23 protein-coding genes are annotated in these 24,831 nt (G+C 62.0%); 15 read left to right on the forward strand and 8 right to left on the reverse strand.

What is annotated here, in order from left to right:
* The first annotated feature begins 1 nt into the window (after position 1).
* Positions 2–412 carry a YbaN family protein gene (locus MJO47_RS07030; protein WP_253960404.1) on the forward strand — a complete coding sequence of 137 codons (411 nt, stop codon included), beginning with the start codon at positions 2–4 and terminating at the stop codon, positions 410–412.
* A 3-nt stretch (positions 413–415) separates the two neighbouring features.
* Here the strand turns inward: MJO47_RS07030 and MJO47_RS07035 are convergent, their stop codons facing one another.
* The gene (locus MJO47_RS07035) at positions 416–1,519 is read right to left on the reverse strand and encodes an LbtU family siderophore porin (RefSeq protein ID WP_253960405.1); all 1,104 of its coding nucleotides are present in this window, start codon (positions 1,517–1,519) and stop codon (positions 416–418) included.
* A gap of 46 nt (positions 1,520–1,565) precedes the next feature.
* Positions 1,566–2,252 carry a DUF3793 family protein gene (locus MJO47_RS07040; RefSeq protein ID WP_253960406.1) on the reverse strand — a complete coding sequence of 229 codons (687 nt, stop codon included), beginning with the start codon at positions 2,250–2,252 and terminating at the stop codon, positions 1,566–1,568.
* A 261-nt stretch (positions 2,253–2,513) separates the two neighbouring features.
* Between MJO47_RS07040 and MJO47_RS07045 the strand changes: the two genes are divergently transcribed.
* The 10 genes from MJO47_RS07045 to nfi all read left to right on the forward strand — a co-directional run bounded on the left by MJO47_RS07045 (position 2,514) and on the right by nfi (position 14,778).
* Positions 2,514–3,830: a ferric reductase-like transmembrane domain-containing protein gene (locus MJO47_RS07045; protein WP_253960407.1), complete on the forward strand. Its 1,317-nt coding sequence runs from the start codon at positions 2,514–2,516 to the stop codon at positions 3,828–3,830.
* A gap of 255 nt (positions 3,831–4,085) precedes the next feature.
* A complete protein-coding gene (gene recO, locus MJO47_RS07050) occupies positions 4,086–4,844 on the forward strand; it encodes a DNA repair protein RecO (protein ID WP_253960408.1) in 759 nt (252 codons plus the stop codon).
* Positions 4,845–4,998: 154 nt separating this feature from the next.
* Entirely contained in the window at positions 4,999–5,868 is an 870-nt protein-coding gene (gene glyQ / locus MJO47_RS07055) for a glycine--tRNA ligase subunit alpha (RefSeq protein WP_253960409.1), read from the forward strand.
* Positions 5,869–5,916: 48 nt separating this feature from the next.
* Positions 5,917–7,983 (forward strand): glycine--tRNA ligase subunit beta, encoded by a 2,067-nt coding sequence (gene glyS, locus MJO47_RS07060; protein ID WP_253960410.1) that lies wholly within the window; start codon positions 5,917–5,919, stop codon positions 7,981–7,983.
* A gap of 90 nt (positions 7,984–8,073) precedes the next feature.
* Positions 8,074–10,737: a pyruvate, phosphate dikinase gene (gene ppdK / locus MJO47_RS07065; protein ID WP_253960411.1), complete on the forward strand. Its 2,664-nt coding sequence runs from the start codon at positions 8,074–8,076 to the stop codon at positions 10,735–10,737.
* Positions 10,738–10,895: 158 nt separating this feature from the next.
* On the forward strand, positions 10,896–11,432 hold the full coding sequence (locus MJO47_RS07070) for a YeeE/YedE thiosulfate transporter family protein (protein WP_253960412.1): 537 nt from the start codon (positions 10,896–10,898) through the stop codon (positions 11,430–11,432).
* The gene (locus tag MJO47_RS07075) at positions 11,429–11,956 is read left to right on the forward strand and encodes a DUF6691 family protein (RefSeq protein WP_253960413.1); all 528 of its coding nucleotides are present in this window, start codon (positions 11,429–11,431) and stop codon (positions 11,954–11,956) included. The genes MJO47_RS07070 and MJO47_RS07075 overlap by 4 nt, the downstream gene beginning before the upstream one ends.
* Before the next feature lie 358 nt (positions 11,957–12,314).
* Positions 12,315–13,271 carry a D-2-hydroxyacid dehydrogenase gene (locus MJO47_RS07080; RefSeq protein ID WP_253960414.1) on the forward strand — a complete coding sequence of 319 codons (957 nt, stop codon included), beginning with the start codon at positions 12,315–12,317 and terminating at the stop codon, positions 13,269–13,271.
* 122 nt (positions 13,272–13,393) lie between these two features.
* Positions 13,394–13,840 (forward strand): hypothetical protein, encoded by a 447-nt coding sequence (locus MJO47_RS07085; protein WP_253960415.1) that lies wholly within the window; start codon positions 13,394–13,396, stop codon positions 13,838–13,840.
* 236 nt (positions 13,841–14,076) lie between these two features.
* Positions 14,077–14,778: a deoxyribonuclease V gene (gene nfi / locus MJO47_RS07090; protein WP_253960416.1), complete on the forward strand. Its 702-nt coding sequence runs from the start codon at positions 14,077–14,079 to the stop codon at positions 14,776–14,778.
* A gap of 7 nt (positions 14,779–14,785) precedes the next feature.
* On the opposite strand, the gene MJO47_RS07095 is transcribed toward nfi, so the two are convergent.
* From MJO47_RS07095 to MJO47_RS07105, 3 genes are all read right to left on the reverse strand, one after another.
* Positions 14,786–15,655: a Rossmann-like and DUF2520 domain-containing protein gene (locus MJO47_RS07095; RefSeq protein WP_253960417.1), complete on the reverse strand. Its 870-nt coding sequence runs from the start codon at positions 15,653–15,655 to the stop codon at positions 14,786–14,788.
* Positions 15,652–16,308 carry a fumarylacetoacetate hydrolase family protein gene (locus MJO47_RS07100; protein ID WP_253960418.1) on the reverse strand — a complete coding sequence of 219 codons (657 nt, stop codon included), beginning with the start codon at positions 16,306–16,308 and terminating at the stop codon, positions 15,652–15,654. Before MJO47_RS07100 ends, MJO47_RS07095 begins: the two co-directional genes overlap by 4 nt.
* 86 nt (positions 16,309–16,394) lie before the next feature.
* Positions 16,395–17,000: a trimeric intracellular cation channel family protein gene (locus tag MJO47_RS07105; RefSeq protein ID WP_253960419.1), complete on the reverse strand. Its 606-nt coding sequence runs from the start codon at positions 16,998–17,000 to the stop codon at positions 16,395–16,397.
* A gap of 147 nt (positions 17,001–17,147) precedes the next feature.
* Here MJO47_RS07105 and MJO47_RS07110 point away from each other — a divergent pair, with 147 nt between their 5' ends.
* The 4 genes from MJO47_RS07110 (at position 17,148) to MJO47_RS07125 (ending at position 21,484) form a co-directional block, all read left to right on the forward strand.
* Positions 17,148–18,326 (forward strand): rhomboid family intramembrane serine protease, encoded by a 1,179-nt coding sequence (locus MJO47_RS07110; protein WP_253960420.1) that lies wholly within the window; start codon positions 17,148–17,150, stop codon positions 18,324–18,326.
* A 167-nt stretch (positions 18,327–18,493) separates the two neighbouring features.
* On the forward strand, positions 18,494–19,810 hold the full coding sequence (gene ablA / locus MJO47_RS07115; RefSeq protein WP_253960421.1) for a lysine 2,3-aminomutase: 1,317 nt from the start codon (positions 18,494–18,496) through the stop codon (positions 19,808–19,810).
* Positions 19,803–20,642, forward strand: a complete 840-nt coding sequence (gene ablB / locus MJO47_RS07120) for a putative beta-lysine N-acetyltransferase (RefSeq protein ID WP_253960422.1) — start codon at positions 19,803–19,805, stop codon at positions 20,640–20,642. Before ablA ends, ablB begins: the two co-directional genes overlap by 8 nt.
* Before the next feature lie 119 nt (positions 20,643–20,761).
* Complete coding sequence (locus MJO47_RS07125) at positions 20,762–21,484, forward strand: FadR/GntR family transcriptional regulator (RefSeq protein WP_253960423.1); 723 nt, start codon at positions 20,762–20,764, stop codon at positions 21,482–21,484.
* A gap of 73 nt (positions 21,485–21,557) precedes the next feature.
* On the opposite strand, the gene MJO47_RS07130 is transcribed toward MJO47_RS07125, so the two are convergent.
* The 3 genes from MJO47_RS07130 to MJO47_RS07140 are packed head-to-tail and all read right to left on the reverse strand — an operon-like array spanning position 21,558 to position 24,826.
* Positions 21,558–22,859 carry a heterodisulfide reductase-related iron-sulfur binding cluster gene (locus tag MJO47_RS07130; RefSeq protein WP_253960424.1) on the reverse strand — a complete coding sequence of 434 codons (1,302 nt, stop codon included), beginning with the start codon at positions 22,857–22,859 and terminating at the stop codon, positions 21,558–21,560.
* On the reverse strand, positions 22,846–24,279 hold the full coding sequence (locus MJO47_RS07135) for an FAD-binding oxidoreductase (protein ID WP_253960425.1): 1,434 nt from the start codon (positions 24,277–24,279) through the stop codon (positions 22,846–22,848). Before MJO47_RS07135 ends, MJO47_RS07130 begins: the two co-directional genes overlap by 14 nt.
* A gap of 37 nt (positions 24,280–24,316) precedes the next feature.
* On the reverse strand, positions 24,317–24,826 hold the full coding sequence (locus MJO47_RS07140) for a universal stress protein (protein WP_253960426.1): 510 nt from the start codon (positions 24,824–24,826) through the stop codon (positions 24,317–24,319).
* Between the last annotated feature and the right edge of the window lie 5 nt (positions 24,827–24,831).

The raw sequence follows: 24,831 nt of genomic DNA on the forward strand, positions 1-24,831 counted from the left end.
CATGTCTGATCGGCGCACGAAAATAATCGACAGCAGGGTGCTCAGGCTGCTCCTCACCGCGGCCGGGCTGGTCAGTACGGCGCTGGCGGTGCTCGGTATCTTTCTGCCCCTGCTACCGACGGTGCCTCTGCTTCTGCTGGCCGCCGCCTGCTTTGCCCGGGGCTCCGAACGCTTTCACCACTGGCTCCTCGACCATCCCCACCTGGGACCGATGATCCGTGGCTATCTCGATGGCCAGGGAATCCCTCTGCGCGCCAAGATCACTGCCATCACCCTCATCTGGATCAGTATTCCTGTTTCCGTTTTTTTCCTCATCCCCCTCTTCTGGGTCAAAGTCTTTCTCATCGCCATCGGCCTGTGCGTCACCGTCTATCTGCTGCGCCTGCCGGTGTGCGAAGGGGGCGAAGAATAACCGTCAGAACGCTAAAGCCAGTTGGGCGGTGACCTGATCCCGGCGATCCAGTCCGCTGCCGTCCTCGTTGAGGCCGAATCCCCGGCTGAATTCGCCGCGCAGATATTCGAGAGACAAGGTGGCGTAAGGCCAGGGGCTCCAGGACAGGTCCAGGCCATACTGCCGCCGCGGCTGCCCGAGAAATTCGTCGCTGCCTTCCCAGCGCAGGGCCAGGTCGAGATCGTCACGCATGGTCCAGAAGGCCTCCACATTCCAGGCCCTCGGCCTGTCGCCCATGCCATTTTCGTCGCCGTCGAGATCCGCGGCCGCGAAAGCTCTCGTCGCTCCCAGAATTTCTGCCGAAATCCCGCCCTTGCTGCCGGCAGCCAGCACAAAGGCGCTCCATCCCGCCACGCGGCGTTCGTAGGCCGTCACCATGGCCGCGTCGGTGTCGGCCAGGTCGGACAGGTAGCTGCCGCCAAACTCAAGGCCGTCCACGGGGGTGAAGACGAGGCTGGCGCCCCAGTCGCGGATGTGGTCTTCCTCTTCCAGTCGTTCCCTGTCACCGTTAAAGGCAAACAGGGACAGGGAGAAGAGATTCCGGCCATAGCCGAGCAGAGCTGCCGTCTCGCGGGTTTCCCCCAGTTCGAGGGTCAGCGGATCGCTGATGAAATGACTGTGGTAGACGCCGAAGGGAAGATAGATGCGGCCGATTCGCGCGAAAAACGGGTCCAGGTTGAGGTCGACCGAGGCTTCGTCCACTTCCAAATCCGTAGTATCTTCTTCATAGAGAAAGTTGATACTGCCTCGGACCCGGTCGGTGAATGTCATCCCCAGGCCGAGTTGGGTCGTGGCCAGCACCAGGTCGCTGCTGCTCTGGGTCCGGCCGTCGTCCTGACGCCTGCTGGCGGCGGTTGCCTCCACCTCCAGCAGGCCGGAAAAAGTCAGGCGTTCCCCCAGGGGAGTCGCCAGGCCGGCCGCCTTTTTTTCGGCCAGCGTGTGGTAGAGTTCGCTCTGCCGGCGTTCCAGATCCGCCAGGCGTTCTTCCAGCGTGGCTGCCGCCGCCTGGCTGAGTAGCGTGAGGGAGAGCAAGGCGGAAATCAACAGCATGATCGCAGGGTTTTTCATGTAACAGGGTCTCCTTGGTATTGGACCGCTTCCTTGAAGCTGGTGTTTAAAAACGAAAACCATTTTCAATTAAAGAGCCAAAAAAGGTGTGGCTACCGGCGGCCTGGGATTGACCGGCGGCCTGGTGGGCCAGTCGGTGGGCCATCCGGTTTCGGCAATGGGTAAAACGTTGGGCCAGTTGCAGGCTGCGGCAAGGATCACCGTAGATGCGCCAGAGACGCTGACAGCTGAAGGGGAGGGAAATCCACCCCATGAAAGCGGCGACATCCTTGAGGGGATAGCCGAGAAAGACACCGATTTCATGAGGAAAACCGTCGGCGGCTTGCAGGCGCGACTGCAACTCGGCCAGAACGCGATCCGGGTGAAAGGGCGCCTGATAACCGGCCCGGCGCAGTACGGCCATGACGTTGGGGCGGGAGAGGAGGGCCGCCAAGGCCTCGGGCTGATAGACCAGCAGGAGCAAGGACTCGCCGCGGTCAATCAGGACACTGGGGGTGAGGCCGCTGTCGGCCAGCAGGCTGTCGCCATGCTGCTTCCAGAGCTGATAGAGATTGCGGCCGCAGGGCTGGGGTCTGTTGGCCATATTGATGAGGTTGGCCGGTTTGACGCCGTCGAGGATTTCGGCCGTCTCCAGCGCCAGAAACGCTGCGCAGCACGCGCGTTCGTCCCGGAAGAGAGGAGCCAGCTGGTTCCAGCCAAGGTGCTTTGCAGGGTGAATGGCTGCCGTAGACATGAGAAACCTCCATGTATTGCTATGGGAACGGGGGCCGACCACGGGTTTGAGGCTACATGAGCCGAGGCCTTCCGGTCAAGATAAAAATGAAATCCGTTTTCAAAAAGTCGAGTTCCCAGGCCTGGCGGGGTTTGACGGCGGTGCTTTGGACGTTTTGCCCGGGAAACAGCCTGGTGACGACGGGCAATCGAGATCCCCCTTGCGCTGTCGCCGAAAAAGATTAGAATTTTATGAACTCTGAGGTGGCGAAAGGGGGAGCGCTTGAAATACGTCTTTTCCGGACTGTTCTGGATCGGGGTCTACCTGGCGCTGGTCATGGCGCCGCTGCTGGTGCTTCTGCTTGGCCCCATGCCCGCCGGCAGCGGGTTCTGGTGGGATTTCTCCCTCGCCCTGGGCTTTGCCGGCACCGCCATGATGGGCACACTTTTCCTGCAGACGGCCCGTTTCCGGCGTCCTTCAGCCCCTTTCGGCATCGATATCGTCTATTATTTTCACCGGCAGAGTGCGCTGGTGACTTTTGTGTTCATTCTGCTCCATCCCCTGTTGCTGTTGGTCCTTGAACCGACCCTGTGGGCTCTTTTTCGTCCCGGTCTGGCCCCCTGGCACTTCTGGGCCGGAGTGGCTTCTCTTCTGGGCCTTTTCCTCTTGCTGATCAGTTCGCTTTGGCGCAAACCGCTGGGGATCGATTACGACCGCTGGCGTCTGGGGCATGCCGTGCTGGCCGTGTTGACCCTCGGTCTGGCCATCGCCCATATCGTGGGGGTGGGGCACTATGTCGCCACTCCCTGGACAAAAATCCTGTGGGGGGCGATCTCCCTGTCCTGGCTGTTGCTGCTGGTGACCGTGCGCCTCATCCGGCCGGCCATGCTGCTGCGCCACCCCTACCGGGTCACGGGCGTGAGCGCCGAGCGGGGCGACGCCTGGACGCTGCAGGTCGCTCCCGAAGGACACGACGGCTTCAACTTCCTGCCCGGTCAGTTCGCCTGGATCAGCCTCGGGGCCTCTCCTTTCGCCCTCAAGGAGCACCCTTTCTCCATCGCCTCCAGTGCCGCCAAGACGGCGGAGCTGCACTTTACCATCAAGGAGTTGGGGGACTTCACCCGCCGCATCAAGGAGGTGGAAATCGGCACGCCCGTCTACGTGGATGGCCCCTACGGCTGTTTCAGCCCCGACCGGCAACCGGCCAGCCGCTACGTCTTTGTGGCCGGCGGCATCGGCATCGCCCCGATTATGAGCATGCTGCGTACGCTGGCGGATCGTGGCGACCGCCGTCCGCTGCTCCTCTTTTATGCCTACAATACCTGGGATCGCACGACCTTTCGGGAAGAACTTGAGATGCTGCGGGAACGCCTGGACCTTCAGGTTGTTTTCATCCTGAACGACCCTCCTCCCGACTGGCAGGGCGAGGTGGGGTTGCTCACGAAGGAGCTGCTTGGCCGTCATGTGCCGCCGCCTCGGGCGGCCGCGGAGTATTTTATCTGCGGTCCGGTGGCGATGATCCATCTGGTGGAAAAGTACCTGCATGAATTGGGCGTTCCGCTGGGGCAGCTTCATTCCGAGCTGTTCGATCTGGTCTGAACGAGGCCAAAAGAAGGAGGCACGCATGCGACTTTTACTCGCCAAATTGCTGGCCTGGTCAACAGGGGGGATCATTCTGGTGCTGGCCGGACTCTTTGCCCTGACGCAGAACAGCTGACCTTTTTATTAAACGCCCTGGCCGGGGACATTCTGTTTGATCTCGCCCCGCCTCCCGGCTATGATACGGCCCAAGGGCAGACGATGTTTTCCCTTGTGGTTCGCCAATCTTTTCTTACCTGAAACGGCACCTTCTTCATGCAGCTCCTGCGCAGCGAAGCGATCATTCTGCGGCACGTCGACTACGGTGAAGCGGACAGGATCGTCACCTTCTATACGCCCGAGCTCGGTCTGCTCAAAGGGTTTGCCCGCGGCGCCCGCCGCAGTCGCAAGCGCTTCGGGCCGGCCCTGGAACCCTTTGCGCGGGTGATGATGCATTGGAGCCCGCCGGGGCGGGGACAGCTGCTGTCGCTGAAGGAGGCGGAGCTGGTCGATCTGCACGCCGGCTTGCGCACCGACCTGTTGGCGCTGGCGCTGGCGGGCTATGGCTGTGAACTGGTGGAAGAGTTGCAAGGGGAGGAATCGGGGCATCCGCAGGTTTACGGACTGCTGCAGGCTTTTCTGCACCATCTGGCCGCCGCCGGCGGTTCCGCCGAAGCCCGGCTGCTCTTCGAACTGCGGCTGCTGGAGTTGGCTGGCTACATCCCCCATCTGCTGCACTGCTCCGAATGTATGGAAACCCTGAAAACGGACACCGTTTTTTTCGATGCCTCCCGCGGCGGCAGTCTGTGTCCGGCCTGTGAGGGCGGGCGCGGCAGCCTGTCGGTCAGCCTGCTGACGCTGGGAACCCTGTCCCGCATTCTGCGTGCCCCCTTAGAAAGCTTCGAGGGTTATCGTCTGAGTCCGGCGACGTTGGTGCAGGGGGAGCGGATGCTTTCAGCGGCAATCGGTCGGCACCTGCATCGCCGGCTCAAGTCGCTGGTTTTTCTGCAACAAGTTGCGGGTGGAAGTGGCTGATCTCCCGTCACCGGAGGTCCGATCGTCTCTCAGAAATTGCCTTGACAGGCCCGGGGTCAGGGGCTAAAATTCAGCTTTTCAAATTTGTATACAGTATACCAATAAGCAGGCCCTGAAGAGGGGGCGAAAACTGTTTTTACGGCCTGGAGGCATCGTGACTTTTCAAGATCTCATTCTTTCCCTGCAGAATTACTGGGCCAAACAGGGCTGCATCATTCAGCAGCCCTATGACATGGAAAAAGGGGCAGGTACGTTCAATCCCGCCACTTTCCTGCGCGTTCTGGGGCCCGAGCCCTGGAAGGTAGCCTATGTCGAGCCGTCCCGCCGTCCCACCGACGGTCGCTACGGCGAAAATCCCAATCGCCTGCAGCACTACTACCAGTTTCAGGTCATCATGAAACCCTCGCCCCTGAATATTCAGGATCTCTACCTCGATTCCCTCAAGAGCTTCGGCATCAACCCGTCGCAGCACGATATCCGTTTCGTCGAGGACGATTGGGAATCGCCGACCCTGGGAGCCTGGGGGCTGGGCTGGGAAGTGTGGCTCGACGGCATGGAAATCACCCAGTTTACCTACTTCCAGCAGGCCGGCGGTATCGACCTCAAACCCGTTTCCGGCGAAATCACCTACGGCTGCGAGCGTATCGCCATGTATCTGCAGGGCGTGGACAATGTCTACGATCTCGAGTGGGTCAAGGGGGTCAAGTACGGCGATGTGCATCATCAAAGCGAGGTGGAGTTCTCCACCTACAACTTTGAAGAGGCCGACGTCGACATGCTGCTGAACCTCTTCACCATGTACGAGAAGGAGTGCATCCGTCTGGCGCAGCGCGGCCTGGTTCTGCCGGCCTACGATTACGTCATGAAATGCTCCCACGCCTTCAATATGCTCGATGCCCGCGGCGCCATTTCCGTGACCGAACGCGCCTCCTACATCGGTCGGGTGCGCAATGTGGCCCGCCTCTGCGCCGAAGGTTACGTGGCCCAGCGAGAGAAGCTCGGCTTTCCGCTGCTGAAGAAATGATTGGCCGGGGCGCACCTCGCGCCCCGGTATCCTCTTACCGGAGATACCATGTCTGCTGAACTTTTTCTTGAAATCGGTACCGAAGAGATTCCGGCCGGCTTTCTGCCGGCGGCCATGCGCGATATGGAACGCTTGCTGCGCAAAGAACTGGAGAACGCCCGCCTCACCTTCGGCACGATCCAGACCTTCGCCACCCCCCGTCGTCTGGCCATCGCCGTGGCCGATGTGGAATCGGAGCAGCCGCGCCAGGAGTTGACCCTCTCCGGACCCTCCGTCAAGGTCGCCTTCGATGCCGACGGCAAGCCGACCAAGGCGGCCCTCGGCTTTGCCCGCGCCAACGGCGTCGATGTTTCCGAGCTGCAGCAGGTGGAGACCGACAAAGGGGCCTATCTTTTCATCTCCAAGGTCGAAGAAGGCCGCCAGACAGCCGATCTGCTGCCGGAGATGCTGCCCCGCCTGATCGGCGGCATCCCCTTTAAAAAGTCCATGCGCTGGAAGGATCTCGACATCCGCTTTGCCCGGCCCATGCACTGGATTGTCGCCCTCTACGACGGTGTTGTCGTCCCCTTCACTTTCGGCAACCTCGAGAGCGGCCACCTCTCCCGCGGTCACCGTTTCATGGCCCCGGCGACCTTCCCGGTAAAGGGTCTGGCCAACTGGATCGATGAGTGCGAGCGCCATTTCGTCACCCCCGATCCGGCCAAGCGCCGTGATCTCATCGCCCGCGAGATCGAGCGCGTCGCCCACGCGGCCGGCGGCGAGGTCAATGCGGATGAGGCCCTGCTCGACGAAGTTTCTTTCCTCGTGGAAGACGCCACCCCCATCATCGGCTCTTTCGAGGACAAATACCTGCAGCTCCCCCGCGAACTGCTGATCACTACCATGCGCGAGCACCAGCGCTACTTCACTCTGGTCGACAAAGAGGGGAAGCTGCTGCCCCGCTTCATCACCATCTCCAATACCCGGCCAGAAGACCCGGCCGTGGTCGCCCGCGGCAACGAGCGGGTCTTGCGGGCCCGTCTTTCTGACGCCATGTTCTTCTGGACCGAGGACCAGAAGGTCAAGCTGGAAACCCGTCTCGAGGCGTTGAAGAACGTGGTCTATCAGGCCAAGCTTGGCACCAGCTACGAGAAAGTCATGCGCTTTCGCGAACTGGCTGCCCTGCTCGCCGCCCAGCTGTCTCCCGCCGATAGCGTCCTGACCGACCGGGCTGCCCTGCTGGCCAAGTGTGACCTGGAAACCGGCATGGTTTACGAGTTCCCCGAGCTGCAAGGCATCATGGGGCGCGAGTATGCGCTGCTTGAAGGAGAGGACGCCCGGGTGGCCCGCGCCATCCATGAGCACTATCTTCCCGTCGAGGCCGGCGGTGAGCTCCCCTCTGATCATCTGGGGGCCTTCGTCTCCATCGCCGACAAGATTGACACCATCTGCGGCTGCTTCGGCGTCGGCCTCATTCCCACCGGTTCGGCCGACCCCTATGCCCTGCGGCGCAGCGCCATCGGCGTTCTGTCCATCCTGCTCGACCGGGGCTATCGCCTCTCCCTGACCGCGCTGGTCGGCACGGCCGTGGACCTGCTCACGGCCAAGCTCACCCGTCCGGCCGACGAGGTGAAGAAGGACGTCCTCGAATTTATCCGCCTGCGTTTCTTCAACATGCTGACCGGTCAAGGTCAGCCCCAGGACGTGGTCGACGCCGTGCTGTCGGCCTCCTTCGACGATGTCATCGATGCCCAGGAGCGCGTCAAGGCGTTGGCCGCCCTCAAGGGACGGGAAGATTTCGAGCCGCTGGCCGTGGCCTTCAAGCGGGTGGTCAACATCATCAAAGGGGGCGTGGATACGCCGGTGGACGCCGCCCGTTTTGAAGCCGCCTGCGAGAAAACTCTCTATACGGAAGTGCAGGCGACCGCTGCCCGTGTCGCCGCCGCGACCCAGGCCGGGGACTATGCCGCCGCTCTGCAGGCCATTGCCGCCCTGCGCGGGGCCGTGGACGACTTCTTCGAAGGGGTGATGGTCATGGCCGAGGATGAAGCCGTGCGAATAAACCGGCTGGCCCTGCTGACAGGGGTCGCCCGGCTCTTCGAAGACATCGCAGACTTTGCCAAGATAGCCGCCTAGGAAACTAGGCGGCTCTTTTATTTTCAGTAAAAAACGGCGCCTGAAATGGTGCAAATATTTATTTTTACTAACCTTTGAGGAGGAGTACCCATGGCAACGAAGTACGTTTATTTCTTCGGCGACGGCAAGGCCGAGGGAAAAGGGGACATGAAAAACCTGCTGGGCGGCAAGGGGGCCAACCTGGCCGAAATGACCTCGATCGGTCTGCCCGTGCCGGCCGGTTTTACCATCACCACCGAGGTATGCACCGAGTTCTACAAGAACAACCGCCAGTACCCCGCCGAACTCAAAGGGCAGGTAGAAGAGAATCTGAAGAAGGTCGAGACGCTGATGGGCAAGAAATTCGGCGACGCGAAAAACCCGCTGCTCGTCTCCGTGCGCTCCGGCGCCCGCGCTTCCATGCCGGGTATGATGGACACCGTTCTCAATCTCGGCCTCAACGACCGGACGGTGCAGGGCATCATCGAACAGAGCGGCGACGCCCGTTTCGCTTACGACTCCTACCGCCGCTTCATCCAGATGTATTCCAACGTCGTCCTTAATCTCGACGGCGATATTCTCGAACACATCCTTGAGCAGATGAAAGAGCGGCGCGGGGTCCAGCAGGATACCCAGCTGACCGCCGAAGACCTCAAGGAAATGGTCATCCTCTTCAAGAAAAAGGTCCGTGAAGAGATGGGCCGGGACTTCCCCGAAGATCCCGAGGAGCAGCTGTGGGGCGCCATCGGGGCCGTCTTCGGTTCCTGGATGAACCCCCGCGCCATCACCTACCGCAAGCTCAACGGCATCCCCGCCGAGTGGGGGACCGCCGTCAACGTCCAGTCCATGGTCTACGGCAACATGGGCGACGACTGCGCCACCGGCGTGGCTTTCACCCGCAACCCCTCCACTGGCGAGAACGTCTTCTTCGGCGAGTTCCTGGTCAACGCCCAGGGCGAGGACGTGGTGGCTGGCATCCGTACCCCCCAGCCCATCAACAAGGCAGGCGGCGACGGCACCCTGCCTTCCATGGAAGAGGTCATGCCCGTCTGCTACGACCAGCTCATGAAGGTGCAGCAGACCCTGGAGAAGCACTACCGCGACATGCAGGACATCGAGTTCACCATCGAGAAGGGTAAGCTCTATATGCTGCAGACCCGCAATGGCAAGCGCACCGCCAAGGCGGCGGTAAAGATCGCCGTCGACATGGTGCGCGAAGGGGTGCTCAGCGAGAAGGAGGCGGTTCTGCGCGTGCAGCCCGAACAGCTCGACCAGCTGCTGCATCCTTCCCTCGATCCCAAGGCACCCAAAACCATTATCGCCAAGGGTCTGCCCGCTTCTCCCGGCGCTGCCAGCGGTGAGGTGGTCTTCTCGGCCGATGAGGCGGAAGAAGCGGCCAAGATCGGCCTCAAGGTCATTCTCGTCCGCGTGGAGACCAGCCCGGAAGACATTCACGGCATGCACGCCGCCCAGGGCATCCTCACCGCCCGCGGCGGCATGACCTCCCACGCCGCCGTTGTCGCCCGCGGCATGGGCAAGTGCTGCGTGGCCGGCTGCGGGGATATCAAGGTCGACTACAAGACGCAGCAGTTCGTTGCCCGCGACGGCGTCGTCATCAAGAAGGGGGATGTCATTACCCTCGACGGGTCCACCGGTGAAGTCATGAAGGGTGAAGTCCCCACCGTTCAGCCTGAGCTGACCGGCGATTTCGGCGCCCTCATGGAGTGGGTCGATTCCTTCCGTCGCCTCAAGGTGCGCACCAACGCCGATACCCCCAACGACTCCAAGGTGGCTCGCAACTTCGGCGCCGAGGGCATCGGTCTGTGCCGCACTGAGCATATGTTCTTTGAGGCCGAGCGCATCATGGCCGTCCGCGAGATGATCCTGTCCGAAGACCTCTCCGGCCGCAAGAGCGCCCTGGCCAAGATTCTGCCCATGCAGAAAGGGGACTTCCTCGGCATCTTCCGCGAGATGAAGGGCCTGCCGGTGACCATCCGCCTGCTCGACCCGCCCCTGCACGAGTTCCTCCCCCACACGGACAAGGACATCGAGGAGTTGGCTGCCGTCATGAAGGTGCAGCCCCAGGTGCTGCGCAACAAGGTCGATTTCCTGCACGAATTCAACCCCATGCTCGGCCACCGCGGCTGTCGCCTGGGCATCACCTTCCCCGAAATCTACGACATGCAGGTGCAGGCCATCATGGAAGCGGCCTGTGAACTGGTCAAGAACGAGGGCTTCGACATCGTGCCCGAGATCATGATTCCCCTGGTCGGGCACGTCAAGGAGCTGGCTATCCTGCGGGCCAACGCCATCCGCGTCGCCGACGAAGTCGTGGCCCGCTACGGCGTCAAGGTCGAGTATCTCATCGGCACCATGATCGAGCTGCCCCGCGCCGCCCTGACCGCCGACGAGATCGCCAAGGAAGCCGAGTTCTTCTCTTTCGGCACCAATGACCTCACCCAGACGACCTATGGCCTGTCCCGTGATGACGCCGGCAAGTTCCTGCCCTTCTATGTCGAGCGCGAGATCTACCCCAACGATCCCTTCGTCGCCCTCGACCAGAGCGGTGTCGGACAGTTGGTGGAGATGGGTTGCGTTAAGGGGCGCCAGGCCCGCGCCAACATCAAACTCGGCATTTGCGGCGAGCACGGCGGTGAGCCTTCCAGTGTCATCTTTTGCCACAAGATTGGCCTCGATTACGTCTCCTGCTCTCCCTTCCGCGTCCCCATCGCCCGCCTGGCGGCCGCCCACGCCGCCCTGATGGACGAGAAATAAGACTTTCGATTTTTTGTCCGCTGCGATCCCCCGGGAATCCTTTCCCGGGGGATTTTTTTATTCCTTTGGTTCGCTTGCGAGGCCGTCAGAATCTGCTAAATTATCAGTTATGCCAATGGCTTAAAGAATTTTGCTTCTCATCAAAGAAAGGATTTTTCATGTCTTCACGATTTACCCCCGGACGCGCCGGCGCCTGGAATCCCTATCTGGCCGGAGCTCTTTCCGGGCTGGTCTCTGTCTTCTCCGTGTGGATCGCCGGAAAATATCTCGGCGCTTCCACTACCTTTGTTCGCGCCGCCGGCATGATCGAGAAGGTCTTCTCGCCGGAGCGAGTGGAAAAACTCGATTACTTCATCAAGACGGCGCCCAAAATCGATTGGCAGTGGATGTTCGTGGTCGGCATCTTCATCGGTGCCCTCATTGCTTCCGTCACCGGAGGCACCTTCCGGCTGCAGGGTCTGCCCGATATGTGGCGCCAGCGTTTCGGCGGCGCCAGTTGCGGTCGGCGTGCCCTCTTTGCCTTCAGCGGCGGCGCCGTGGCCATGTTCGGAGCGCGTCTGGCCGATGGCTGACCGAGCGGTCATGGGCTGAGCGGTTCGCTCCAGCTGGCTGTCAGTGGTCTCATTTCCCTTGCCTGTTTCTTTATCGGCGGCATCCTCGTCGCCCGCCTCATTTACGGGAGGAAGTCCTCATGAACATGCTCATTTACGGGCTGCTCACCGGTGTGGCCTTCGGTTTTATCCTGCAGAAAGGCGGCGTGCTGCGCTACGACAAGCAGCTCGGCGTGCTGCGGCTGATCGACATGACTATCATCAAGTTCATGCTGACCAGCGTTCTGGTCGGCATGGTTGGTATCTATCTGCTGGTTGATCTGGAATTGGCCAAACTCAGTCTCAAGACGACGATTCTGGGCGGTAACATCATCGGCGGGCTCATTTTCGGTGTCGGCTGGGGTCTGCTCGGCTACTGCCCCGGCACCTCTGCCGGGGCTCTGGGTGAGGGGCGTTGGGACGCGCTTTACGGCATCCTCGGTATGGTGGCCGGCGCCGCCATCTACGCCGAAGCCTTTCCCCTCATGAAACGCACCGTGCTCACCTGGGGAAACTTCGGCAAGATCACTATTCCGCAGGTACTGGGCATCAACCACTGGCCGGTGATCCTGGTCTTTGTCATCGGAGCGGTTTTGCTCTTTCGGTTTTTTGAGAAGAAGGGGTTATGAGAGACCGGCGGGTTGCGCCCCGCCGGACGCCTTACTTTTTGTCCAAGCCCACAAAAAGTAAGCAAAAAGGGGCTTTTTTATTGCTGACGCCGGGTTTTGGTGGCTTTGCTGAAATAGAGCCGGTTTAAGAGGTTCTTTATTTTGTGGCACGAAAAGGCAATGGCCCCGGCTCACTGCGTTCACACGGGCTAAATTGTTCCTGCCGTGTGTCAACTGTGCCGGTCTGCCGGGCATGGCCTGTTGGTCTTTTGATCGTTTTTGTTGTTCTGAGTTCACCCCTCTGGGTTTGCTGAGGTGCATGCTTCCTTTTCTTTTGCTATGCTGTCAGTTCAGTTCGACAATCCCGGAGAACATAAACATGAAAATCGTAGTGCTCGACGGCTATACTCTGAACCCCGGCGATCTCAGTTGGGGGGCTCTGCAATCCCTGGGGGAGTGCGTCATTTACGAGCGCACCCCGGCGGCGCAGGTGGTGGAGCGCTGTCAGGGCGCCGGGGCTGTGCTCACCAATAAGGTGGTCTTCTCCGCCGAGGTCCTTGATCAGTTACCCGAGCTGCGCTATATCGGCGTTACCGCTACCGGCTACAACGTGGTGGCGCTGGAAGAGGTGCGTCGTTGCGGTATTACGGTGACCAACGTGCCCGGCTACAGCACGGCCTCGGTGGCGCAGATGGTCTTCGCCCTGGTGCTGGAGCTGACCCAGCAGGTCGGCCATCATGACCATCTGGTCCGGCAGGGGCGCTGGTCGGCCAGCCCGGACTTCTGTTTCTGGGATCGCGGCCTGACCGAGCTCGACGGCCGGATCATGGGGGTGGTGGGTTATGGGCAGATCGGCCGGGCTGTCTGCCGTATTGCCGCCGCCTTCGGCATGGAAGTGCTGGTCCATACCGCGCATCCCAAAAAGTATGGCGAGCGCGAAGACGTGACCTTTGTGGCGCTCGATGCGCTCTTTGCCCGGGCCGACGTCATCAGTCTGCACTGTCCGCTTACCCCGCAGACCGAGCGGCTGGTGGATGAAGAGCGGCTGGCCGCCATGAAGAAGACGGCCCTGCTCATCAACACGGGGCGGGGGCCCCTGGTCGATGAAGTCGCTCTGGCCACCGCCCTGAACCGCGGCGATATCGCCGGCGCCGGCCTTGATGTTCTCAGCAGCGAGCCGCCGGCAACGGACAATCCTCTGCTCGCCGCAAAGAACTGTTTCATCACCCCGCATATCGCCTGGGCCACCCGCGAGTCCCGCCAGCGTCTCCTGGATATCACTGTCGGCAATCTGGCCGCCTTCCTGCGGGGAGAAGCGGTCAACATTGTGAGTTGACGGCCTTTGCCCGCTTCATCTTGACACCCGGCAGGGCCAATGGTATAAGAGGCCCTCGCTCAACAGGACAACCAGCCGCAGGGAATTTTCCCTGTGGCTTTTTTTTGAAAGAAGGAAAGTTTATGAGTCAGAAGAAAATCTCCGCCGGCGACCTTGTCGACTCCCAGTGCACCAAGTGCCGCATGGTCACCAACCATACCGTCGTCGCCATGGTGGGCGACAAAGTGGTGCGGGTTCAATGCAATACCTGCGGCGGCATGCACAATTACCGGGAGGCGGCGCCGAAGAAGACCGCCACGCCGCGGACCACGACCACCAAGGCCGACGCCGTGCCGCGCCAGCCGCGGCAGCGAGCCGCCACCGCCGACCTGATCTTCTGGGAGGAACGCTGCGGCGAGGACGCCACGGGTTCCGCCAAAACCTATGCCATGGATGGCGCCTATCGCGCCGACGACCTGGTGAGCCATCCTGTTTTCGGCATTGGTATCGTCACCGCCGTCACCCCGCCCAACAAGGTCGAAATTCTCTTCCGCGACGGCCGCAAGCTGCTGCGCGGCCTGCCTCGCTGATTCAATCTCTCGATTAATGGCCAGGCCCCACTTTTTCCGCGGGCCTGGCCTTTATTCCTGCCTTTAGACCCCGAAAAATCCTTCACCACCAAGCCACAAAGACACCAAGGAAATCCCTAAATTCCAACGGGACCCAGATGCGGACTGTTATCCATGATACAGACCTTCTTGGTGTCCTGGTGACTTGGTGGTAGATTATCTTTTACCGGTGATGTTGGCTTGATGATGACGGGGAGATGATGGACTTTGCACATCTGCATGATTGGTCGGTGACCTATACCGAGGCCGTCGCCCTGCAGCGGCAGCTGGCCACCCAGGTGCGTCTGGAGGATGGAGTGACGCCTTCGCTGCGATGGGTGGCGGGGGTGGACGTCTCCTACGAAAAGCACGGGGATTTGTTCTTTGCCGCGGTCGTGGTGCTGAGCTATCCGGATCTGCAGGTGGTGGAAGAGGCCAGTGCCGTCGACCGGGTCAGCTTCCCCTATATCCCCGGTCTGCTGTCCTTTCGGGAGCTGCCGGTGTTGCTGCAAGCTTTCGAGGGATTGCAGACGCGACCGGACGTCGTGCTGGTGGACGGGCAGGGCGTCGCCCATCCGCGTCGTCTTGGCCTGGCCAGCCATCTCGGACTCTGGCTGAAATTGCCGACCATCGGCTGTGCCAAGAGCCGCCTTTGCGGCGAGTACGAGGAGCCGGGCCCGCAGAAAGGGGAGGGCGCGGCTCTGGTGCTGAACGGCGCTCCCGTGGGGGTGGTGCTGCGGACGCGGGAGCGGGTGCGCCCCCTTTATGTGTCGCCGGGACACCTGTGCACGGTCGCCCGGGCCGCCCAGGTGACTCTGGCCTGCACGACACGTTACCGCCTGCCGGAACCGACCCGGCAGGCCCATCTGTTTACCAATCGGCTGCGGCTGCAGGCCCGTGAAGGGGTCGCTAAAGCCTGAGGCCGGCCTATTTCTGCAGCAGGCGGCGCAAGCCTTCGGCCTTGTCGGCCTCCAGTCGCCCCGATTCTTCCGCCAGGTCCACCGTTTTCTCCCCCATGAGGCGATAGATGCGCCTCACCTCTTCCGGCAGCGCCTCCAGCGCGGCCAGATGTTTTTCGACGGTGAGGATGTCGCCGCGCACGATAGGTCCCGTGAGTGCCGACTGCGGTCCCAGGGTGGAGAGGTTTTTCACGGTGCCGCTGAGCAGGGGAGCAAAGAGGCGGCCGGCGTCTTTCGCGTCGATGCCGCAGTAGGACAGCATCTCTCCGGCGGTCGCCACCAGCGCGACCAGGAAGTTGGAGGCCGTGCAGGCGGCAGCGTGGTAGAGGGGTTTCTGCTCGCGGGTGAGGATGAACGGTAGGCCGCCCATATCATCTACCAACTCTCGGGCGAGGGGGATGAGGGAGGCGTCGCCTTCAATGGCGAAGAGGCTGCCGGGCAGATTGCGCATGCCGATGACGGCGTCGGCAAAGCTCTGCATGGGGTGGATGGCCAGTCCCCGCACCGGCGTCCCTTCACCCTCCAGGATGCTGCTGTCGTGAATGCCGCTGAAATGAACGAGGACGGTGTCGGGGCGAACCAGACCTTCCTGGCGCAGGCGGGTCGCCATAGGGGCGATGGCGTCGTCCGGCAGGGCCAAAAAGACCATCTCCGCCTCCTTGACCTTCGTCAGGTCGGTCGTCGCTGCCTGGGGATTGCCGATAAAACGGGCGGCCGCCCGGGCCCTGGCGAGGTCGCGGCTGACCACGGCGACAAACTCGTGGCCGGCGTCAGCCAGCAGGCGGCAGACCGCCTGCCCCAACCGTCCCGGTCCGACGAGGGCGATCCGGGAGCTCATTTTACCCCCACTTCGAGACAGCCGACCCTGTCGATTTCGGCCCGCAGTCGACTGCCCCTCCCGACCGGGCCCACCCCCGCCGGGGTGCCGGTCAGGATAATGTCCCCTTCCTCCAGGGTGAAGATAGCCGAGATCGCCTGGATAATGGCGGGAAGGCGGCGCATCATCAAAGCGGTAGAGGCATCCTGGCGCACCTGACCATCGACGGAGAGCCGGATGCCCAGATCGTGCGGATCCTCCACCTCGCTGGCGGCGACGAAATCAGACAGCGGGCAGGCGGTGTCGAAACCTTTGGCGATTTCCCAGGGGAGCCCTTTGGCTTTGAGTTCCGACTGCACGTCCCGCAGGGTCATGTCGATGGCAACACCGTAACCCGCCACGTGGCTCATGGCCTCTCTTTCAGGGACATTTTTGGCGTACTTGCCGATGAGCACCGCCAGTTCCACTTCATAGTGGCAGTCGTTGCTGTAGGCCGGGATGACCACATTCTCGCCGTCGCGGATGATGCTGGTGGCCGGCTTGATGAAAAGAACGGGCTTGTCGGGAACCTCGTTCCCCAGTTCCTTGATATGGTCGGCGTAGTTGCGGGCCAGACAGACGATTTTCCCGACCCGGAAAACCTTCTGGCTGCTCAGGATATGAACGGTTTGCATGATGCGCTCCTCCAAGATGGTCTAGGGATTTCAGTACAAGTAAACCGCAGGAAAGAACAAAGGCAAGGCCCGTTTCATCATCGCTTTTACGTGCGCGCCTTGGGGAGAGCCCAGTTATGACGGATGGCCAGCAGGCGCACGATGATGACCGTCAGGGCGGCCAGAACCGCTGATAGACCGTGGGGCAGGGGGAGGTGGTGCAGCAGGTAGAGCAGGGCGCCCCCGGCCAGGCAGGCGGAAGCGTACACCTCTTTGCGCAGGATGAGGGGCACCTGGTTGGAGAGGACGTCGCGCACCACGCCGCCGGCGGTGGCGGTCATTACCCCCATCATGACGGCGCCGATGAAGCCGGTGTTGAAGGCCAGCGCCTTGCTGGTGCCGATGACCACGAAGGTGCCGAGGCCGATGGCGTCGAAGTAGAGCAGGGGATGCTGCAGGCGATGCAGGCGGTGGTGGAAGAAGAAGACGGCCAGGGAAACGGCAATGGAGAGATAGAGATAGGTCTCATCCTTCAGACTGAAGGGCGGCAGGTCGCCCAGCAGGATGTCGCGCAGGGTGCCGCCGCCGGTGGCGGTGACCAGACCCAGCACCAGCACGCCGAGCAGGTCCATTTTGCGGCGAATGCCGGCCCAGGCGCCGGAGGCGGCAAAGGCGGCGGTACCGATAAGATCGAGGGCATAGAGCAGGGACATGGCGGGCTACCTCCAGGCTGGGCAGAATACTCTTTTCAGGGGGGGAAAGCAAGAGATGTCAGTCGGCGCAATCTGTGTTAAACTGCCCTCCGGACCGCGTCGCCGCTGAGCTTTTCGAGACGGACGCTTCGCTGAGAAAGGTTTGCCATGTTTCTTCCCATTGGCGATACGCCCAATCCCCGCTCCACCCCCATCATGACCTACCTGCTTGTCGGGCTTAACGTGGCGATCTTTCTGCTGGTTTCCCTGCCGCTCACCGCTCGCAGCCCCGATCTGGCCGACCCCATGCTGCTCGAATACCTGCGCTCCCTCGGTCTGCGCGGCGGCATCTCGGCGCAGCAGGTCCTGGCGCATATGAGCGCCTACGATGTCTTTGTCTACCAGTACGGTTACCGCCCCGGCGATCCTTCCCTGGTCACCCTCTTTACGGCCATGTTCCTGCACGGAGGCTGGATGCATCTGGCCGGCAACATGCTCTTTCTATGGATTTTCGGCGACAATGTCGAACATCGCCTCGGCCATCTCGGCTTTCTGCTCGCCTATCTGGTCACCGGCATCGCCGCCACCCTATTCTTCGCCCTCTTCGTGCCCCATTCCCAGGTGCCCCTGGTGGGGGCCTCCGGCGCCATCTCCGGTGTGCTCGGTCTCTACTTTCTATGGTTCCCCCGTAACCAGGTCAAGGTTTTCATCTTTCTCTTCCCCTTCATCATGAACACCTTTCTCATTCCCGCCCGCCTGGTGCTCGGCTTCTATCTGCTGGCTGACAATCTGCTCCCCTTTCTGCTGTCCCGCGGCGGCGAGGGCGGCGTGGCCCATGGCGCTCACATCGGCGGTTTCGTTGCCGGGGTGGCCATCGCCTGGGGCATCGACCGCCTGCCTCTCTGGCGCTCCGCCTCTTCGGTAAAGTCAGCGTCGTCCCACCCGGATAAAGCCGAGCGCTCGGCCCTGCCAGAACAGATCGCCGACCATCTGCGCGAAGGCAACCCGGCCTGGGCGGCGGCCAAATACTTCTCTCTGGCCAGCCGGTCCGACCGCCTGCGGGTGCCGTCGCCGGTGGTGCTTGAGCTGGGCGAATATCTTCTGGGCAGCGGCGCCTATCCCCAGGCCCTTTCCCTCTTTCGGCGCTTCATCGGCGAGCGTCCCACCGATCCGCAGATCGCCCGGGCCTATCTGGGGGCCGGCCGGGCTCAGCTGCATATCCCCCGGGCCGTCACCAGCGCCTACCATTACTTTCTCTCGGCGCTCGATACGGCCCGCAACAATGAGGTCGCTGACGAAGCGCGTCTGCACCTGCGTGCCATCGAGCGCTTGGGCGAAAAAGACTAGCCAAACCCGATTCCCTCACGGATTCAAGCCCTTACCAATGCGGCCATTTGACATGAAAGGCTGTTTATGTTAAAAACGTTCGCGTACGAAATATTCGACTTGAAAATAAAAGGCGGGTTTTTCAGCTACCCGCCCTGGCATTCACTATCACCAAAGGAGTTTTTCCCGTGCCCATCTACTCGGCCGCACAGCAGGAAATCGCAGAAAAAATCAGTTCACATAATGTCACTCTCAAAAACTGGCGGGACTGGCGCTGGCAGCTTAAACATTCCATCCAGGATATCGATACGGTAGAAACGCTGCTGGGGATTCGTTTCGATCCGAAAAAACGCAAAGCCCTCGAAATGACCGTGAAAAAATTCCCCCTCTCCATCACCCCCTACTACCTGTCTCTCATCAATACCGACGACCACGAAAACGACCCCGTCTTCAAGCAGGCCTTCCCCAGTGCCCGTGAGCTGGAAATCGAGAAGCACGACATGGCCGATCCGCTCTCCGAGGACAAGGACAGCCCTGTTCCCGGCGTCACCCACCGCTATCCCGACCGGGTGCTGCTGCAGGTCAGCAATGTCTGTTCCATGTACTGTCGCCACTGCACCCGCAAGCGCAAGGTGGGCGACCGCGATTCCATCCCCGGTCGTGAGGATATCCTCAAGGGGATCGACTACGTCCGCCAGCATCCGGAAATCCGCGACGTGCTCCTCTCCGGCGGCGACCCGCTCATGCTCTCCGACGACTACCTCGACTGGATTCTCACCGAGGTGCGCCGCATCCCGCACGTGCAGGTCATCCGCATCGGCACCCGCATGCCGGTCGTGCTGCCTTACCGCATCACCCCCGAGCTGGTGGAGCGTCTGAAAAAGCACCAGCCGCTGTGGCTCAACACCCACTTCAACCACCCGCGCGAGATCAACGCCTCTGCCAAGGAAGCCCTGCGCCTGCTGGCCGACGCCGGCATCCCCCTGGGCAACCAGTCGGTGCTGCTGGCCGGGGTCAACGACTGCCAGCGCATCATGAAATCGCTGGTGCACAAGCTCGTGGAAAACCGCGTGCGCCCCTATTACCTCTACCAGTGTGATCTGGCCGAAGGGCTCTCTCACTTCCGCACCCCTGTCGGCAAGGGGATCGAGATCATGGAGAGTCTGCGCGGCCATACCAGCGGCTTCGCCGTGCCGACCTATGTCATCGACGCCCCGGGCGGCGGCGGCAAAATCCCCATGAATCCCAACTACCTCATTTCCCTGTCCACCAACAAGGTGGTGCTGCGCAACTACGAAGGGGTCATCACCACCTATCAGGAACCGGAAAAGTACGAGTCCATCTTCTGCAACCGCAAGTGCGACGAGTGCCACCTCGACCTCAAACTGGAGGATTCCACCGAGTGCGCCGCCGTTGGCATAGAGCGGCTGCTCTCCGATTGGGATCGCACGATTTCTCTTACGCCTGAAGACAACGACCGCATGGAGCGACGTACGCATGACTGATATTATCGAGCAGTTTGGACAATCGACCATCCAGCACGGCCCCCACAGCAACCGGGCCTACCTGATGAGCCTGGCGGCCGATGACCTGCCCCGGCTGGTTCCCTATCTCGATCAGCTGGCCCAGGAGCAAGCCTACACCAAGGTCTTCGCCAAGGTGCCGGAGGCCGCCCTCGAGCCCTTCCGAAAGAGCGGCTACGAGGCCGAAGCCGAAATCCCCGAATTCTACCGGGGGGAAGGACACGTCTATTTCATGGGCAAGTATTTCTGCCCCGAACGGCAGCAGGAGCAGAAGCCCGACCTGGTCGAGAGCGCCCTGCAGGCCGCCCAGTCCCGGCAGGGGCATCAGGCCGACCTCGCGCTGCCTGATGCCATGACCTGCCGTCTGGCCGAACCCGCCGACGCCCTGGCCATGGCCGACGTCTACCGGCAGGTCTTCGCCACCTATCCCTTTCCCATTCATGACCCCGGTTATCTGCGCGAGACCATGGAGAGTCACGTGGACTACCTGGGCATCTGGGATAAGGAGCAGCTCGTCGCCCTGGCCTCGGCCGAAAAGGACGTGCGGGGCCAGAACGCCGAGATGACCGACTTCGCAACCCTCCCCGACTACCGGGGGCAGGGGCTGGCCGGCCATCTGCTGGAGCGTCTCGAAGAGGTCGCCTCCGAGCGCGGCATCCAGACCGCCTACACCATCGCCCGCGCCTACAGCCACGGCATGAACATCACCTTCGCCCGCGGTGGCTACACCTACAGCGGCACCCTCACCCACAACACGCAGATCTCCGGCGAGCTCGAAAGCATGAACGTGTGGTACAAGCCGCTGGCCGGCTGAGGGGCGGAAGGCGGAGCTTCTAGAGCCTTGACAGGCCCCGGCAGGTATCGTAAGATCACCCGAATTTGGTAAGACCAATTATCCAGCCCCCTTCACCTTCGGATGACGATCACCTGCCCATGAACTCACTCTTTACTCCCATTCGTCCTCGCCGGATTGCCGAGGAGATTATCGAGCAGATCAAGGAACTGATTGCCAGGGGAGAGCTGGGTCCGGGAGAACGTATCCCCTCTGAACGGGATCTGGCCTCTCTGCTGGGGGTCAGCCGCCCTTCAGTCCGCGAGGCGATCACCGTGCTCGAGGCCATGGGTTTTCTGGAATCCCGCCAGGGCGGCGGCACCTACGTGCGCTCTTTGGCGCAGACTTCCCTGGCCGATCCCCTCTCCGCGCTGGTCGGGGAAAAAGATCCCCAGATGCTCCATGCCCTTGTGGAAGTCCGCATGGGACTGGAGAGCTGGTCGGCTTACCTGGCGGCGCAGCGCGCGCGCCCCGACGAGCTGGACCGGATGAGGATACTGCTGGAAGAGATGGAGGGACAGGCCCCGAGCGGCGGCTGGGATCCCGAACTCGATTCGCAGTTTCACTATGCGATTACGGCGTCCACCCACAATACCCTGCAGGTGCATGTCCTCGACACCATTCATTCCCTCTTTCATGCCACCGTGCATGTGGCCCTGATGGAGTTCTACCGGAAAGAGGGCTATATCGACATTCTCAAAAAGCAGCATCGGGACGTGTACAAGGCCATCGCTGCCGGCGACCCCGAAGGAGCCCGACAGGCCATGATGACGCACCTCGTCATGGTCGAAGAGAAAATGGCCGAACTCCTCCAGAATTCCTGATTTCTTCCCCATAACGAAAGGCCATCCCCGCGGATGGCCTTTCGTTATCTGTTCATCTCTTTCGTTCAATCACTCAGTCCGGAATCGCTTCCCCCAAAATTTCCATGAGGTGTCGCACCTCTTGTGGCATGTCGGCCTGGCGCACTCCCCAGGCGAGCTGCAGGTGGCAGCCCGGATTGGCGGTGACCAGAATCTCGGCCTGCGTCGCCGCCACATTCTGGAGCTTGCGGTCCAGCACCTGGCGGCTCTCCTCACTGTACTTCAGGCCCCAGGTGGCGGCCGAGCCGCAGCACCAGCTGGACTCCGCCATCTCTCGCAGCTCCAGGCCGGGAACGGATTTGAGCAGCTGTCGGGGCTGGCTGGAGATCCCCTGGGCGTGGCAGAGGTGGCAGGGTTCATGATAGGTCACCGCACGGCGCACCTCCCTCAACCCCTCGGTGCGCAGGCCCTCGGCTGCCAGAAATTCGGAGATGTCCCGGACCTTGGCGCGGAAGAGCGCGAGCCGATGGTGATCGGCGTCCTCCGCCAGGATCTCCTCATATTCCTTCAGGGCGGCGCCGCAGCCGGCGCAGTCGGTGACGATCCAGTCGACGTCCTGCGCGAGGAAGAGCTCGAGATTGAACAGGGCCAGCTCCCGGGCGGTCTGCCGATCGCCTTCGGAGAGGTGGGGAGCCCCGCAGCATTTGGTCGCCCTGGGGGTGACCACCTCATACCCCTGGTGGGCGAGCACCCGCACGGTCTGCCGGGAAACCTGGGGGTAGAGCAGGGTCATGACGCAGCCGAGAAAGAAGCCAACCCGCCCGCGTTTTTCCCCTTGGGCCGGGATCACTTCCGGCAGCTGGGAGCGCAGCGGCTTCTCCAGCGAGGGCAACATCCCTTCGGCCTTGGCCATCCAGCCCGGGCCGAGCTTGAGGACGCCCAGATGGCGCACGAGCCACTGCAGGCCGAGACGCTGGTACAGCCGCGTGGGCAGCATGGCATGTTCGAGAAGATCGGGGGATACCAGCATGCGCTGCAGAATGAACTCGCGAAAGGTCTTGCCGATAGCGCCCAGAGGATAGAAGTCATGGGACTGACTGCGACAGACCTCCATGACTTCCCCCGCCTTTACGCCGGAAGGGCAGGCCGTGGTGCAGGCGCGGCAATCCAGGCAGAAGAAGGCCTCTTCCTTGACGGCGCCGGTAAATTCGAGTTTCTTCTCGGCCACGGCGCGGGCCAGGGCCACCCGCCCGCGGGGGCTGGAACGCTCCCGGCCGGTGAGGGCGTAGGTCGGACAGGTAGGCAGGCAGAAGCCGCAGCGCATGCACTGCAGAACGTCTTCGTAGTCCGGAGCGTCCTTGGGACGGAAGTTGCCGAGGCTGTCAGTGTGAGACACGGAATCCCTCCTCCAGATGCTGTTCGGCCTCGGGGTCGTGGTCCTCGAAGATCTTGCCCGGGTTGAGCAGGCCTTCGGGGTCGAAGGACTGCTTGATGCGCTTCATGACCCTGACGCCGCCGGCGCCGATCTGACGGGCCAGATATTCCTTCTTGGCCAGGCCGATGCCGTGTTCGCCGGAAACGGTCCCCCCCCAGTCGAGCACTTTTTCATAAAGCTCATTGTAGAAGGCGTGGGCCCGCGCCATCTCGTCGTGGTTGCGCTCGTCGCACAGCACCGTCGGGTGCAGGTTGCCATCGCCGGCGTGCCCGAAGGTACCGACCTTCAGCTTGAACTTGGCCGCCAGCCGCTCGATTTCGCCGAAGGTCTCGGCCAGGCGCGAGCGCGGCACGGTGGCATCCTCCAGCAGGGTCGTGGGGGAGACCCGGGCCAGGGCCGACAGGGCGGTGCGGCGCGCCGCCGCGAGGCTGGCTGCCTGCTCGGCTGTTTCGGCGACGTGGATCTCGGCCGCTTTTACCTGTTCGAGTACGCGCCGCACTTCCGCCGCCTCCTCGGCCACGGGGGCGGGGTGACCGTCGACCTCGATGAGGAGCAGGGCCGCCATCTGTCGGGGCAGGCCGATCTTGACGTAGTCCTCCACGCAATTGATGGTCTCCCGGTCCATGATCTCCATGGTCGAGGGGATGATGCGGGCGGCGATGATGCGGGAGACCGCCTCGCCGGCGGTGCGCACGTCGTTGAAGTAGGCGAGAAAGGTGCGCTTGTCGCGCGGGGGCGGCACGAGCTTGACGGTCACTTCGGTGATGATCCCCAGGGTCCCTTCGCTGCCGACCAGCAGATCCTTGAACCCGTAGCCCGCCACGTCCTTGACGCTCTTGCCGCCCGTGGTGATGAGGCTCCGGTCCGGCAGAATCCCCTTGAGACCCATGACGTAATCCCGCGTCACCCCGTACTTGAGGCCGCGCAGGCCGCCGGCGTTCTCCGCCACATTGCCGCCGATGGTGGAGATCTTCTGCGAGCCGGGATCCGGCGGGTAGAAGAGGCCTTTGGCGGCGACAGCATTGAAAAGATCGAGGGTGATTACCCCCGGCTCGACGGTGGCCGTGAGGTTCTCCTCGTCGATCTCCAGAATCCGGTTCATGCGGGTCAGGGTCAGCACCATGCCGCCCCGCACGGGGACGCTCCCTCCCGACAGGCCGGTGCCCGAACCTCGGGGAACCAGGGGCAGGCCTTCGCGGGCGGCGATCTCCATGGCGGCCAGCACCTGTTCGGTGCTGGTGGGATAGACGACGACTTCCGGGAGGTGATGGACCCCGGGGGTCGAATCATAGCCGAGGACCAGCAGGTCCTCCTTTTCGTGGAGCACGTTCTTCTCGCCCAGTTTTTCCTGGAGGTGCTTGATCGCAGTCTGGGAAATCATGATGGCCTCTTCAATGGCGTATCCGTGATCGATAGGTTCAGAAACCCGCTTCGTGGTAACCGTCGGGGATGCGCACCAGCAGCACCGGGATTTCCGAACGATGCACCACCCGGTTGGCGGTGTGCCCCAGCATGGACTCCCCCAGGGCGCTGTGACGGTGGGAGCCGATGATAATCAGGTCGGCCTTGATCTCCCGGGCGCAGGCGACGATCTCCAGGTGGGGCTGCCCTTCGCGCACCAGGATGTCGTCGACCAGATCCTCGCCGCCGGTGGCATGACAGACTTCCTTCTCGCAGAGTCGCCGTATGCGCTCCTCGATTTTCGAGCGGGCGTGATCGCGGGCCTGGTCCTGAATCTGCTGCCGCTGTTCATGGCTGATATGCAGTTCCACCAGATGCTGGCCAAAAGGGTTCAAAGGTTCCAGCACGTGCAGAACCACCAGCCTGGCCCCATGCTTTTCCGCCTCTTTTATGGCGTAGCGAAAGACGTGGGGGGCGCCGGGTCCGAGGCCGGTGGCATAGAGAATCGTCTTGATTTCCGGTAGCATAGGTC

Origin of the sequence: Desulfuromonas sp. KJ2020 (assembly GCF_024197615.1) — a bacterium.
Classification (GTDB): domain Bacteria; phylum Desulfobacterota; class Desulfuromonadia; order Desulfuromonadales; family SZUA-540; genus SZUA-540.